This is a genomic window from Limnohabitans sp. (assembly GCF_040400975.1).
In the GTDB taxonomy this organism is placed as follows: Bacteria; Pseudomonadota; Gammaproteobacteria; order Burkholderiales; family Burkholderiaceae_C; genus Limnohabitans_A.
This window is the reverse complement of the sequence record NZ_JBBAPF010000038.1, coordinates 1-13,488: the sequence shown is the minus strand read 5'-3', so window position 1 is coordinate 13,488 and position 13,488 is coordinate 1. Positions and strand designations below refer to the sequence as shown.

Below are 13,488 nucleotides of genomic sequence, written 5' to 3'. Positions count from 1 at the left end.
GGCATGCACAAAACCGTCGAACTTGGGCCAGGTGGCCGACAGGTCGGTGAAAAGCTTGTCGATTTGTTCATCACTGCCCACGTCGCAATCAAAAATCAGCTTGGAGTCAAAATCCGCCGCGAATTCGGTGATTCGGTCTTTGAAGCGCTCACCCACATAGCTGAACGCCAATTCCGCACCTTGTGCATGGCAGGCCTTGGCAATGCCGTAGGCGATCGAGCGGTTGGACAGCACGCCAGTAATCAGCAGCTTTTTTCCCGATAGAAATCCTGTTTTTGTGGTCATGCCTTCAACTCCTGAAAAATGTGGGCAGAATTGTCGCATGCGAAGACCCTTGGCCTTTTTCTGGACACACTGCTTGCTGGCCCTTGGGTTGTCTACCTCCGGGAGCGTCTGGGCTGCCCATGCCTACGCGCAGTTTGGTGATGTGCGTTACCCCGCCGGTTTTTCGCATTTCTCGCACGTCAACCCCGCCGCACCCAAAGGGGGCGCAATTGTTTTGGTGCCGCCCACCCGGCAATCGAGTTTTGACAAGTACAACCCCTTCACCTTGAAGGGGAGTGCCCCGCCGTCCATGCTGGGCATGATGTTTGACACTTTGCTGGTGGGCAATATGGACGAGCCCACCACCTCTTATGGTTTGTTGGCCTTGGAGACTCAAGTCGCGGCTGACCGTTTGTCGGTGACGTTTCAGATTCACCCAGCGGCCCGTTTCCACAATGGTGACCCTGTTTTGGCTGCCGATGTGCGCCATTCATTCGAGCGATTGACCAGCAAGCAGGCAGCGCCCCAGTACCGCACTTTTTTTGGGGAAGTCAAAAAAGCCACGGTGCTGGCCGAACGAACCATTCGCTTTGATTTTGTCAGGCCCAACAGTGAGTTGCCCTTGATCGTGGGCAGCTTGCCGGTGTTCAGTCATAAGTGGGGGCTGGAGGGTAGCGTGCTCAAACCGCTGGACCAAATGGTGATGGACATCCCGATTGCGTCAGGTCCCTACCGCATCGGGCGAGTGCAGTTCGGCAAGGACATCACTTATGAGCGTGACCCAAACTACTGGGCACGTGACTTGAATGTCCGCAAGGGGCAATTCAACTTTGACCGCATCACCTACAAAATCTACAAGGACAGCACCGCCCAGCTTGAAGCCTTCAAGGCCGGCGAGTTCGATTACATGCAGTCTTTCATTGCGCGTGAGTGGGCCAGAGCCTTCAAAGGTCGCGCGTTCGATCGGGGTGATTTGATCAAGGCCGAATTGGTGCATGGCAACGCGGGTGACTTTCAGGGCTTTTTGTTCAACACGCGCCGCGACAAGTTCCAAGATGTCCGGGTGCGCCAAGCCATTGCGCTGGCCATGGACTTTGAATGGCTGAACCGGCAACTGTTTTACAACGCCTACAGCCGGGTCCGTGGCTATTTTGTGGCCAGTGATTTCGAGGCCAAGGGGCGTCCTGGCCCCGACGAATTGGCTTTGCTCACACCCTTGCGTTCCAAGCTGCCTGCTGCTGTGTTTGAACAGGATGTGCCGCAACCACCAGAAACTGCGCTGGATCCGGCCTCGGGCCGCACCCTGCGTGACCATTTACGCCAGGCGCGTGATTTGCTGAAAGAAGCCGGGTGGGTCTACCGCGATGGCGCTTTGCGCAACGACAAAGGCCAAGCTTTCAGCATCGAGTTTTTGGACAGTTCGGGCTCGATGGGGCGCGTGGTCACGCCCTTTGCCAAAAATCTGGAAAAACTGGGCATCAAAGTTCAGTACAAGGTGATCGATTTTGCGCTGCTTCAAAAACGCATGGACGTGTTCGACTTTGACATCGTCAGCAACCGCACTGTGGGCAGCGAAGCGCCCGGAACCGAGTTGCTCGAGCGCTACGGCAGCCGATCGGCCGACGTGGAGGGATCGGGCAACGTGATCGGCCTGAAAGACCCGGCTGTGGATGCGTTGCTGGACAAGGTGGTGAGCGCCACGTCACGGCCTGATCTGGTGACCAGCCTGCGAGCGCTGGACCGGGTGCTGCGCCACGGGCATTACGTGGTGCCACATTGGTATGGCGCAGTGCACCGGGTGTCCTGGCGGGCCAATGCTTTTGCGCGCCCGGCCGAACTGCCTCGGTTTTACCAGCCTGAAAAACTGGTCACCACCGTGTGGTGGTCGCCCGATGCAACGCCCTCAACTGCGGCTCAAGCTGGCAAAAAGGCACCCTGAACCATGCTGGCCTATATTTTTAAACGCTTGTTGCTGATGGTCCCGACTTTGTTCGGGGTGTTGCTGATGACTTTTGTGGTCATCCAGTTTGTGCCGGGTGGGCCTGTTGAGCAAATGGTGTCTCAACTGCAAGGCCGGGACACGGGTGGGGAGGGCGCTGCTGCTGCGGGCAGCGGCTACCGAGGCAGACAAGGTGTGGATGCCGCTCGCATCGCCGAAATCAAAACGCTGTACGGCTTTGACAAACCACCCACAGAGCGCTTTTGGATGATGCTCAAACAGTTTGCGCAGTTTGATCTGGGCAAGAGTTTTTTCTACCCCAAAGATGTCTGGAGCCTGATCAAGGAGAAGCTGCCAGTGTCCATCAGCTTGGGCTTGTGGACGTTTTTCTTGAGTTATCTGGTTTCCGTGCCTTTGGGCATCGCCAAGGCCGTTAGGGCGGGCACGCGCTTTGACACGCTCACCAGTTTGCTGGTGCTGGTGGGTTATGCGATTCCCGGCTTTGTGCTGGGTGTGGCCTTGCTCGTCATTTTTGGAGGTCAGTTGCAGTGGTTTCCGCTGCGCGGCCTGACCTCGTCCAACTGGGAGCAGCTGAGCTGGGGCGCCAAGGTGGTTGATTATTTGTGGCACATTGCCTTGCCCGTGACGGCCAGTGTCTTGGGCTCATTTGCCGTGATCACCATGCTGACCAAAAACGCATTTTTGGAAGAAATCCGAAAACAGTATGTTCTGACGGCCCGCGCCAAGGGCCTGAGCGAGAACCGGGTGCTGTACCGCCATGTCATGCGCAATGCCTTGATCCCACTGGTCACGGGGTTTCCGGCGGCTTTCATCGGTGCTTTTTTCACCGGGTCTTTGCTGATCGAAACCTTGTTCTCCCTCGATGGGCTGGGCTTGTTGAGTTATGAGGCGGTGATCCGTCGGGACTACCCGGTGGTGCTCGGCACTTTGTATTTGTTCACCCTGATTGGCCTGGTGACCAAGCTGATCAGTGACCTGTGTTACCTCTGGGTGGACCCGCGTGTGAAGTTCGACAAATGAGCACCACAGCCCCATCCTCTTCGCCAGCGCAAGCCTCACCTTCGGCGCGTGCTTGGCAGCGCTTTCGTCGCAACCGCCTGGGCTTTGGCAGCCTGATCATTTTTGTGACGTTGTTTGTGCTCAGCCTGGGTGCCGAGTTCTTGTCCAACGACAAGCCTTTGGTGGTGCGCTTTGAAGGTCAGTGGTATTTCCCTGTGGTCCAGAAATTGCCAGAAAAAGTCTTTGGCGGAGACTTTGAGACGCCTGCGGATTACCTAGACCCTTTCATTCAGCAGCAACTGAAAAAGGACGGCAACTGGGCATTGCAGGCCCCCAATCCTTACCACCACAGCACCCTCGACTATTTCGCCCCTTTGCCCAACCCTGCGCCGCCTACGGGCCATAACTGGTTGGGCACGGACGACAGGGGACGCGATGTGTTGGCGCGCTTGTTGTATGGCTTCAGGGTGTCGGTGTTGTTTGCTTTGGCCCTGACTTTTTTCGGTGTGGTGTTGGGTGTGTTGACCGGCGCAGTGCAGGGCTTTTTTGTGGGCAAGACCGACTTGGTGTTTCAGCGCTTCATTGAAATCTGGAGCGCCATGCCGGAGCTGTATTTGCTGATCATCTTCTCGGCCGTGTTCGAGCCCAGTGTGGGCCTTTTGCTTTTATTGCTCAGTCTTTTTGGCTGGATGGGTTTGTCCGACTATGTGCGGGCCGAGTTCTTGCGCAACCGCCAACTCGATTACGTCAAATCGGCACGGGCGCTGGGTCTGGGCCACTGGCAAATCATGTGGCGGCATGTGCTGCCCAACAGCATGACCCCGGTGGTGACTTTTTTACCGTTTCGCATGAGCGGCGCCATTTTGGCCCTGACCTCGTTGGACTTTCTGGGCCTGGGCGTGCCACCCGGTACACCCTCCTTGGGCGAACTCTTGGCTCAGGGCAAAAACAACATCGACGCCTGGTGGATCTCTCTGTCCACCTTTGTGGTGCTGGTGGTGACCTTGCTGCTGTTGACCTTCATGGGCGATGCTTTGCGCGACGCGCTCGACCCCCGAAAGGTGGATGCATGAGCGCGCCCCAAGCTTTGCTGCAATTCAAAGATCTGCGCATCGCCTTTGGCGACCAGACCGTGGTGCACGGCGTGAACCTGAGCATTCAGGCGGGAGAGCGCGTCGCCTTGGTGGGTGAGTCTGGGTCTGGCAAGTCGGTCACGGCGCTGTCGGTGCTGCGGTTGCTCGAGTCAGCGCAATTGTCGGGTCAAGTCCTTTGGCAAGGCCATGACCTCTTGCAGCAAACACCCAAGGAAATGCAAAGCATCCGTGGTGACGAGATCGCCATGATTTTTCAGGAGCCGATGACGGCGCTGAATCCCTTGTTGACGGTGGGTCAGCAAATCTCGGAAGTGCTGCAACTCAAAAAGCTTTTGCCCCGGCGCGACGCCGATGCGCGGGCCGTGAATTTGTTGTCCGAAACCGGGATCGATGACCCTGAGCGGCGTTTTGGGGCCTTTCCGCATCAGTTGTCAGGCGGTCAACGCCAACGCGCCATGATGGCCATGGCCTTGGCCTCCGAGCCCAAGCTGCTGTTGGCAGACGAACCCACCACCGCGCTGGACGCCAGCTTGCGCCTTCAGATGCTGCAGCTGCTGGCCGATCTCCAGCAAAAAACCGGGATGGCTGTGTTGTTGATCACGCACGATTTGGCTCTGGTGCGCCACTTCGCTCACCGGGTGGCGGTGATGGAAAAGGGCCACATCGTCGAGCAAGGCGATTTGCAAGCGGTGTTTGATCAGCCCCAGCACCCTTATACGCAGCGATTGTTGTCCAGTCGGCCCAGCCGTTCTGGCTTGGTGCCCATGCCCAATGCGCAAAATCTGCCGATTTTGCAAGCCAGTCAATTGCAGGTGCGTTACCCCATGGCAGTGCCCGGCTTCAAAGCCTGGTTTCAAAAGCACCACTTCACCGCCTTGCAGGGTGCAGATTTTTCAATACAAGCAGGCAGCACTTTGGGTGTGATGGGCGAGTCCGGCTCGGGCAAATCGAGCCTGGCACAAGCTGTTTTGGGCTTGATTCCTTTTTCAGGTGAACTATCTTTCAGTGGGCAAACATGGCGTGGCCGTCCAGCTTTGGACAAAGCTTTGCGTCGTCGGGTCCAAGTGGTTTTTCAAGACCCCTATGGCAGCTTGTCGCCACGCATGACCGTGGGTGAAATCGTCTCGGAAGGCCTGCGTTTGCATCATCCGCACTGGACCCCAGCGCAAACCGAACAGCGTGTGCGTGAAGCCTTGGCCGAGGTCGGCTTGGTCGGTGAGTCTTTTGCCGATCTGCTCAACCGCTACCCCCATGCTTTTTCGGGTGGCCAGCGTCAACGCATCGCATTGGCACGTGCATTGGTCGTGGAGCCCGAGCTTTTGGTGCTGGACGAACCGACCAGTGCATTGGATGTGACCGTTCAAAAGCAAATCTTAGAATTGCTACAAACTGTGCAAAAAAAGCGAGGAACCACGTATTTAATGATCACCCATGACGTCGATGTCTTGCGTGCCATGGCGCATCAGGTGGTGGTTCTCAAGTCAGGCCGCGTGGTCGAGCAGGGTGCCGCTGACCAAGTTCTGGGGAGTCCCCAACACGAATACACCCGTACTTTGGTGCAAGCCTTTCCCGATTGATTTGACCTGAACAAATCGAGGTCCAGTGGGCATGATTACCTTGAAAATCACACACTTACAACGATTTATCGGCTAGAATTACGGCTTCACGACCAAACGGGCGGGTTTTCACCGCCCGTTTTTTTTGGGTCTCACTTTTTAACACCGACATTCTGAAGCTCTGTGGCATTGCAGCAAATTGTTCAAGAAACCGTGACTGGACTGGGTTATGACCTGGTCGAGATTGACCGCACAGCGGGCGGTTTATTGCGCATCACGATCGATTGGCCGTGGACCCCTGGCTCTGAGCTTTTCATCAACGTCGAAGACTGCGAAAAAGTCAACCGTCAATTGCAGTTTGCGCTCGAAGTGGACGGTGTGAGCTACAACCGTCTGGAAGTTTCCTCGCCGGGCATTGATCGTCCGCTGCGCAATGAACAAGACTTTGAGCGATTTGCGGGGGAATTGATCGACATCACCCTCAAGGTGCCCATGGGTGACAAAGCGGGTGGCATGGTCAACCCCACGCGTAAAAAATTTCGCGGCACGCTGGAGCGTGACGCCGCTGGTCTGGCATGGCAAATCGTCTGGAGCGATGCGCCTCCCGTCAAGCCCGGCCAAAAAGTCAGTAAAAAAAGAATTCCGCCGCCCCTCAATGCCTTGGGATTCGTACTCGATGAATTGCGCGAGGCGCGCCTTGCGCCAGTGGTGGACTTCAAGGGTAGAAAGTCCAAACCGGACAGCTGAGGGTTGCCTTTTTTTGATCAAGTATTTGGGGCCCACTGATCGGGCCCGCTAGAACAGGAGAGTTAAGTCATGAATCGCGAAATGTTGATGTTGGTCGAAGCCATCTCACGTGAAAAAAACGTGGAGCGCGATGTTGTCTTTGGTGCGGTAGAGGCCGCTTTGGCGCAAGCCACCAAAAAATTGTTCGCTGGTGAGGTGGACATTCGGGTGGCTGTGGACCGTGACAGCGGCAATTACGAAAGCTTTCGCCGCTGGCACGTGGTGCCCGATGAAGCCGGTCTGCAATTGCCCGAACAAGAAATTTTGTTGTTCGAAGCGCAAGAGCAAATCCCCGACATCGAGGTCGATGAGTACATCGAAGAATCCATCGAGTCGGTGCCGATTGGCCGCATTGGCGCCATGGCCGCCAAACAAGTGATTTTGCAAAAGATCCGTGACGCCGAGCGCGAGATGCTGCTCAACGACTTCATGTCGCGCGGTGAAAAGATTTTTGTGGGCACCGTCAAACGCATGGACAAGGGTGACATCATCTGCGAGTCTGGCCGCATTGAAGGCCGCTTGAGACGCAGCGAGATGATCCCCAAGGAAAACCTGCGCAGCGGTGACCGAGTTCGGGCCATGATCATGGAAGTGGACTTGACCTTGCGTGGTGCGCCCATTTTGTTGTCACGTTCGGCCCCTGAATTCATGATTGAGCTTTTCCGTCAGGAAGTGCCCGAGATCGAGCAAGGCCTGCTGGAGATCAAAACTTGCGCCCGTGACCCAGGTTCGCGCGCCAAGATCGCGGTCTTGTCGCACGACAAACGTGTTGACCCCATTGGCACTTGCGTCGGCGTACGTGGCACCCGCGTCAACGCCGTCACCAACGAGTTGGCTGGCGAACGCGTGGACATCGTGTTGTGGAGCGAGGACCCCGCTCAGTTTGTGATTGGTGCTCTGGCGCCCGCCAACGTGCAATCGATCGTGGTGGACGAAGAAAAACACGCCATGGACGTGGTCGTGGATGAAGAAAACTTGGCGATTGCCATTGGCCGTGGTGGCCAGAACGTGCGCTTGGCCTCTGACCTCACGGGTTGGAAGATCAACATCATGGACGCGGCGGAGTCCGCTCAAAAGCAAGCCGAAGAAACCACCGGCATCCGCCAGTTGTTCATGGAAAAACTCGATGTCGACCAAGAAATCGCCGACATTTTGATTGGTGAAGGTTTTACCAGCTTGGAGGAAGTGGCCTATGTGCCGATCCAAGAAATGCTGGAGATTGAAAGCTTCGATGAAGACACCGTCAACGAACTGCGCTCGCGCGCCAAAGACGCCTTGCTGACCCTTGAAATTGCGCGTGAAGAAAGCGTCGAAGACGTGTCTCAAGATCTGCGCGACCTGCCGGGCTTGACGCCTGAGCTGATTTCTAAGCTGGTGGCAGCGGGCATTCAAACCCGTGATGACCTGGCTGACTTGGCGACCGATGAATTGACCGACATCACCGCTCAGACAGCCGAAGAGGCAACCGCCCTGATCATGAAAGCCCGCGAACATTGGTTCGCTGGCGAGGCCTGAAGCCTGATGGAGTCTTGAACAAAATTATGTCCAGTACCACTGTTGCCGAGTTCGCCAATGAACTCAAAAAATCAGCCGACGTTTTGCTCGATCAATTGCGATCTGCTGGCGTTGCAAAAGCCTCTGACAGCGACGTTCTGACAGACGCTGACAAGCAAAAGCTGCTCAGTTACTTGCAGACCAGCCATGGCACCGTCACGGCCGACCGCAAAAAGATCACTTTGGTCAAGAAATCCACCAGCGAGATCAAGCAAGCAGATGCTTCGGGCAAAGCCCGCACGATTCAAGTGGAAGTGCGCAAAAAACGCACGGTGCTCAAACGCGACGATGAACCGAGCGCGGTGGTTGATGAGCCGGTGGTGGACCATGCCGACTTGGCCCGTCGTGAGGAAGAAGCCCGGCATCAAGCCGAACTGATCAGCCGTCAAGAACAAGAATTGGCTGAAATGCGACGCCAGCGTGAGGCCCAAGAGGCCCAGCAGCGTTCTGAAATGGCCGCCCAGGAGGCTCAGGCGCAGGCAGACGCCAAGGCTTTGGCTGAAGCGGCTTTGGCAGCCGGTGAAGCGGGCGACAAACCGGCATTGAGCCGCGCTGACCGCGAGCAATTGGCCCGGGCAGAAGCGGCCAGCATCAACGCTGCCTCGCAAACCAAACCCACGTCTGTGGTCGCCGCAGAGGACAAAGCGGTCAGTAAGGCCGCCGAGGTTGCAGACGCTGCCGCCGCCAAATTGAAGGCCGATCAAGCAGCCCGAGAGGCGGCTATTCTCAAAGCTGCTGCCGATTCCAAAGCCAAAGCCGATGAGGAAACTGCGCGCGCTCAAGAATTGGACTCTCGCCGTCGCAAAGCTTTGGCCGAAGCCGAAGCGATTCGCAGCATGATGAATGCGCCCAAAAAGGTTTTGGTCGCGAAAAAAGACGAACCCAAAGTCGAACCCAAGGCGGCCGTCAAAGGCACTTTGCACAAACCAGCAGGAACGCCTGCTCCTGGTGCACGTGCAGCCGCTGCGCAAGCCGCCGCACCGGCTTCGCCGGGTGCCAACAAAGAAGTCAAATCCGCCAAGCTGTCTTCCAGCTGGGCAGGTGATCCTGCCAAAAAGAAAGCCATTCCCACCCGTGGTGACACCAGTGGTGGCGTAGGTCGTAACAATTGGCGCACCGGCCCCCGCGGTCGACGTGGCAACGACCGCGACCGTGATGAGGCCCAAAACCAGCAGGCGACGACCGAAGTTCGCGTGCTTGAAGTTCACGTACCTGAGACCATCACCGTGTCCGAGTTGGCCCACAAAATGGCCATCAAGGCCTCCGAGGTCATCAAGCATCTGATGAAGCTTGGCCAAATGGCCACCATGAACCAGCCTTTGGACCAAGACACCGCCATGATCGTGGTGGAAGAAATGGGTCACAAAGCGGTGGTGGCTGCGCTGGATGATCCCGAGGCCTTCACCGACGACGAAGTGTTGGACCAACAAGCCGAATCTTTGCCGCGTGCCCCAGTGGTCACCGTCATGGGCCACGTGGACCATGGCAAAACCTCGCTGCTGGACTACATCCGACGCGCCAAAGTGGCTTCGGGCGAAGCCGGTGGCATCACGCAACACATTGGTGCTTACCACGTCGAGACGCCTCGCGGCATGATCTCTTTCCTAGACACACCCGGTCACGAGGCCTTCACGGCCATGCGTGCCCGTGGCGCTCAAGCCACCGACATCGTCATCCTGGTGGTGGCTGGTGACGACGGTGTGATGCCGCAAACCAAGGAAGCCATCAAACATGCGAAAGCGGCAGGAGTCCCCATCGTGGTCGCCATCAACAAGATGGACAAGCCCGATTCGAACATCGAGCGCGTGCGTGCGGAGTTGATTTCTGAAGAAGTCGTACCCGAAGAATTCGGCGGCGAGTCGCCTTTTGTCTCCGTGTCGGCCAAAACCGGCATGGGCATCGACGATCTGTTGGAGCAAGTGCTCCTGCAAGCTGAAGTGCTCGAACTCAAAGCGACAGTGCAAGCCGCCGCCAAGGGTTTGGTCATCGAAGCGCGCCTGGACAAGGGACGGGGTCCTGTGGCCACCATCTTGGTTCAGTCCGGTACTTTGAACACGGGTGACGTGGTGCTGGCAGGTCAGACTTTTGGCCGCGTGCGTGCCATGCTGGACGAAAATGGCGCTGCCATCAAGTCGGCGGGTCCATCGATCCCTGTTGAAATTCAGGGCTTGACCGAAGTGCCACAAGCCGGTGACGAATTCATGGTCATGGGTGATGAGCGCCGTGCCCGCGAAATCGCGACTTACCGCGCAGGCAAATTTCGAAACACCAAGCTGGCCAAACAGCAAGCGGCCAAGCTCGAGAACATGTTCACCGACATGTCTGCGGGTGAAGTCAAGATGCTGCCGATCATCATCAAGGCCGACGTGCAGGGTTCTCAAGAGGCCTTGGCTGCTTCCTTGCTCAAGCTGTCCAACGAAGAAGTCAAAGTCCAGCTGGTTTACTCCGGCGTGGGTGGCATCAGCGAGTCGGACATCAACCTGGCGATCGCCTCCAAAGCCATCGTGATCGGTTTCAACGTGCGTGCCGATGCCGGCGCGCGCAAGTTGGCGGAAGGCAATGGCGTTGACCTGCATTACTACAACATCATTTACGACGCTGTGGATGAGGTCAAGGCCGCGATGTCGGGCATGTTGGCCCCAGAGCAGCGGGAAGAAATCATGGGCATGGCCGAAATCCGGACCGTGTTCGTAGCCTCCAAGATCGGTACCGTTGCAGGTTGTATGGTCACTTCGGGTCAAGTCACCCGCAATGCCAAATTCCGTCTGCTGCGAGACAACGTGGTCATCTACACCGGAGAACTCGACTCGCTCAAGCGCCTCAAGGACGACGTGCGCGAAGTCAAAGAAGGCTTCGAGTGCGGTATCAAACTCAAGAACTACAACGACATCAAAGAAGGTGATCAACTCGAATTCTTCGACGTCAAGGAAATTGCGAGAACGCTGTAAATGGTGCGTCGAAAGCAGTCCTCTGTGCCCAACCGCGGTTTCCGCGTGGCCGACCAGATCCAGCGCGATCTGGCCGAGTTGATTGCGCGCGAATTGAAAGATCCGCGTGTGGGCATGGTCACGATCAATGCCATCGAGGTCACGCCCGACTACGCACACGCCAAGGTCTATTTCAGTGTTTTGACAGGCAACCCGGAAGAGGCGACCGAAGGATTGAATGCGGCCGCAGGTTTTTTGCGCAATGGTTTGTTCAAGCGTTTGCACATCCACACCGTGCCGACATTGCACTTTTTGTTTGACCGCACCACTGAGCGTGCTTCTGACATGAATGCATTGATCGCCAAGGCCGTCTCGTCTCGCGCCCAGGAGGACTGAGCATGAACGCGCCACGCACAAGGGTGCAGCGGCGCCCTGTGCATGGGGTGCTGCTGCTCGACAAACCGCTGGGTCTTTCCAGCAACCAGGCTTTGCAAAAAGCCAAATGGTTGTTGCGGGCTGAAAAAGCGGGGCATACCGGCACCTTGGATCCCTTGGCCACGGGCGTACTGCCTTTGTGTTTTGGAGCCGCTACCAAATTCAGCCAACAGCATCTGGATGCCGACAAAACTTACGAAACCACCATCAGATTGGGCCTGACTACCAGCACCGCTGATGCTGAAGGTGAAGTGACTCAAACCCGGGAAGTGTCATGCACACCGGGTATGGTTGTCGAAGTTTTGGACCGGTTCATGGGCCCCATCAGCCAAGTGCCGCCGATGCACAGCGCTTTGAAGAAGGACGGCAAGGCCTTGTACGAATATGCCCGAGAGGGCGAAACCGTTGAACGCAAAGCGCGCAACGTGGTGATTCATGATTTGGACTTGTTGGAGATGCAACTGCAAGGCGATGCGCCTTTTTTGCGTTTGCGTGTGCGTTGCAGCAAAGGCACTTACATCCGCACTCTGGGCGAAGACATCGCCGAATCATTGGGTTGTGGTGGCCATTTGAGCGCTTTGCGACGTGTGGTCACGGGGCCTTTTGCAGAGACAGATTGTGTGTCATTGGTGCAGCTGGAGGCTATGGACGAGATCCAGCGCTTGGCTGCATTGCAAGCGGTGGATGTCTTGTTGCCGGGTTACACCGAGGTGCAGCTCGACAAAGACAGCACAGATCGTTTTTTGAATGGGGTGCGCAGAGTCGGCCCGTGGGGTGATTGTGATCAAGTCGCCGTGTATGGAGAACATCCTCGTGCCTTGCTGGGAACAGCCAGTGTGCAAGGTGGCGAATTGATTCCGGGGCGATTGTTGAGCCCGATGGAAATTCAACAGATTTTAGAAAGTTCACCTGCATTTGAGCCGTTGCTGGCCGAGCAGGTTTAAAGGAAGAGAAAGCATGACCAAGCAAATCCGCAACATCGCCATCATCGCCCACGTTGACCATGGCAAAACCACCATGGTGGACCAACTGCTAAGACAGTCGGGCACTTTTGCTGAACACGAGAAAATCGTGGACACCGTGATGGACAACAACGCCATCGAACGTGAACGCGGTATCACCATCTTGGCCAAGAACTGCGCTGTGAGCTGGGAAGGCACGCACATCAACATCGTGGACACCCCCGGCCATGCGGACTTCGGTGGTGAGGTCGAACGCGCTTTGTCCATGGTCGATGGTGTGGTGCTGTTGATCGATGCGCAAGAAGGTCCTATGCCTCAGACACGTTTTGTGACCAAGAAAGCTTTGGCTTTGGGCCTCAAGCCCATCGTCGTGGTGAACAAGGTCGACAAACCTGGTGCCAATCCGGACAAAGTGGTCAACGCCGCTTTTGACCTGTTCGATAAACTCGGTGCGAACGACGAACAGCTGGATTTCCCTGTCGTGTACGCATCCGGTATCAATGGCTGGACATCGATGGAAGAGGGCGCACCCGGAGAGCAATGGGGTCCCGACATGTCGGCTCTGTTCAACACTGTGCTCAAGCACGTCAAGCCCAATTCGGGTGACCCTGCAGCCCCCCTGCAATTGCAAATTTCTGCCCTAGATTTTTCCACCTTCGTCGGCCGCATTGGCGTAGGCCGCATCAGCCAAGGTACCATCAAGCCCAACATGGACGTGGTGATCATGGAAGGCCCAGACGGATCGACCATCAAAGGCCGAGTGAACCAGGTGTTGACCTTCCAGGGTCTGGACCGCGTTCAAGTGACCGAAGCCGGCCCGGGCGAGATTGTCTTGATCAACGGCATTGCCGACCTGAACATTGGTGTCACGGTGACCGACCCGCTCAAGCCCACACCGCTGCCCATGCTCAAGGTGGACGAGCCCACGCTGACCATGAACTTCTGCGTGAA

The 13,488-nt window shown here is 56.7% G+C and carries 11 protein-coding genes; 10 read left to right on the top strand and 1 reads right to left on the bottom strand.

The window, feature by feature from the left end; translation table 11 throughout:
* Window positions 1-285, bottom strand: a 285-nt coding sequence (locus ABWQ00_RS14845; protein WP_353239435.1) for an SDR family oxidoreductase, incomplete at its 3' end; no start/stop codon positions are given.
* A gap of 37 nt (window positions 286-322) precedes the next feature.
* Between ABWQ00_RS14845 and ABWQ00_RS14840 the strand changes: the two genes are divergently transcribed.
* The 10 genes from ABWQ00_RS14840 to ABWQ00_RS14795 all read left to right on the top strand — a co-directional run.
* Complete coding sequence (locus ABWQ00_RS14840) at window positions 323-2,203, top strand: extracellular solute-binding protein (RefSeq protein ID WP_502908153.1); 1,881 nt, start codon at window positions 323-325, stop codon at window positions 2,201-2,203.
* A gap of 3 nt (window positions 2,204-2,206) precedes the next feature.
* Window positions 2,207-3,244 carry a microcin C ABC transporter permease YejB gene (locus ABWQ00_RS14835; protein WP_353239433.1) on the top strand — a complete coding sequence of 346 codons (1,038 nt, stop codon included), beginning with the start codon at window positions 2,207-2,209 and terminating at the stop codon, window positions 3,242-3,244.
* Window positions 3,241-4,296, top strand: a complete 1,056-nt coding sequence (locus ABWQ00_RS14830) for an ABC transporter permease (RefSeq protein WP_353239432.1) — start codon at window positions 3,241-3,243, stop codon at window positions 4,294-4,296. Before ABWQ00_RS14835 ends, ABWQ00_RS14830 begins: the two co-directional genes overlap by 4 nt.
* A complete protein-coding gene (locus ABWQ00_RS14825; RefSeq protein WP_353239431.1) occupies window positions 4,293-5,894 on the top strand; it encodes an ABC transporter ATP-binding protein in 1,602 nt (533 codons plus the stop codon). Before ABWQ00_RS14830 ends, ABWQ00_RS14825 begins: the two co-directional genes overlap by 4 nt.
* A 162-nt stretch (window positions 5,895-6,056) precedes the next feature.
* The gene (gene rimP, locus ABWQ00_RS14820; RefSeq protein WP_353239430.1) at window positions 6,057-6,620 is read left to right on the top strand and encodes a ribosome maturation factor RimP; all 564 of its coding nucleotides are present in this window, start codon (window positions 6,057-6,059) and stop codon (window positions 6,618-6,620) included.
* Between the two features lie 69 nt (window positions 6,621-6,689).
* Window positions 6,690-8,174, top strand: a complete 1,485-nt coding sequence (gene nusA, locus ABWQ00_RS14815; RefSeq protein WP_353239429.1) for a transcription termination factor NusA — start codon at window positions 6,690-6,692, stop codon at window positions 8,172-8,174.
* Between the two features lie 26 nt (window positions 8,175-8,200).
* Entirely contained in the window at window positions 8,201-11,161 is a 2,961-nt protein-coding gene (gene infB / locus ABWQ00_RS14810) for a translation initiation factor IF-2 (RefSeq protein ID WP_353239428.1), read from the top strand.
* On the top strand, window positions 11,162-11,536 hold the full coding sequence (rbfA, locus tag ABWQ00_RS14805) for a 30S ribosome-binding factor RbfA (protein ID WP_019427889.1): 375 nt from the start codon (window positions 11,162-11,164) through the stop codon (window positions 11,534-11,536).
* Window positions 11,537-11,538: 2 nt separating this feature from the next.
* A complete protein-coding gene (truB, locus tag ABWQ00_RS14800) occupies window positions 11,539-12,519 on the top strand; it encodes a tRNA pseudouridine(55) synthase TruB (protein ID WP_353239427.1) in 981 nt (326 codons plus the stop codon).
* Window positions 12,520-12,532: 13 nt separating this feature from the next.
* On the top strand, window positions 12,533-13,488 hold a 956-nt coding region (locus ABWQ00_RS14795), incomplete at its 3' end, for a GTP-binding protein (RefSeq protein ID WP_353239426.1).

Excerpts from the sequence above, each read along its gene's own strand:
- ABWQ00_RS14840 (WP_502908153.1), top strand. The coding sequence starts at position 323 with ATGCGAAGACCCTTGGCCTTTTTCTGGACACACTGCTTGCTGGCCCTT.
- ABWQ00_RS14835 (WP_353239433.1), top strand. The coding sequence starts at position 2,207 with ATGCTGGCCTATATTTTTAAACGCTTGTTGCTGATGGTCCCGACTTTG.
- ABWQ00_RS14830 (WP_353239432.1), top strand. The coding sequence starts at position 3,241 with ATGAGCACCACAGCCCCATCCTCTTCGCCAGCGCAAGCCTCACCTTCG.
- ABWQ00_RS14825 (WP_353239431.1), top strand. The coding sequence starts at position 4,293 with ATGAGCGCGCCCCAAGCTTTGCTGCAATTCAAAGATCTGCGCATCGCC.
- nusA (WP_353239429.1), top strand. The coding sequence starts at position 6,690 with ATGAATCGCGAAATGTTGATGTTGGTCGAAGCCATCTCACGTGAAAAA.
- infB (WP_353239428.1), top strand. The coding sequence starts at position 8,201 with ATGTCCAGTACCACTGTTGCCGAGTTCGCCAATGAACTCAAAAAATCA.
- rbfA (WP_019427889.1), top strand. The coding sequence starts at position 11,162 with ATGGTGCGTCGAAAGCAGTCCTCTGTGCCCAACCGCGGTTTCCGCGTG.
- truB (WP_353239427.1), top strand. The coding sequence starts at position 11,539 with ATGAACGCGCCACGCACAAGGGTGCAGCGGCGCCCTGTGCATGGGGTG.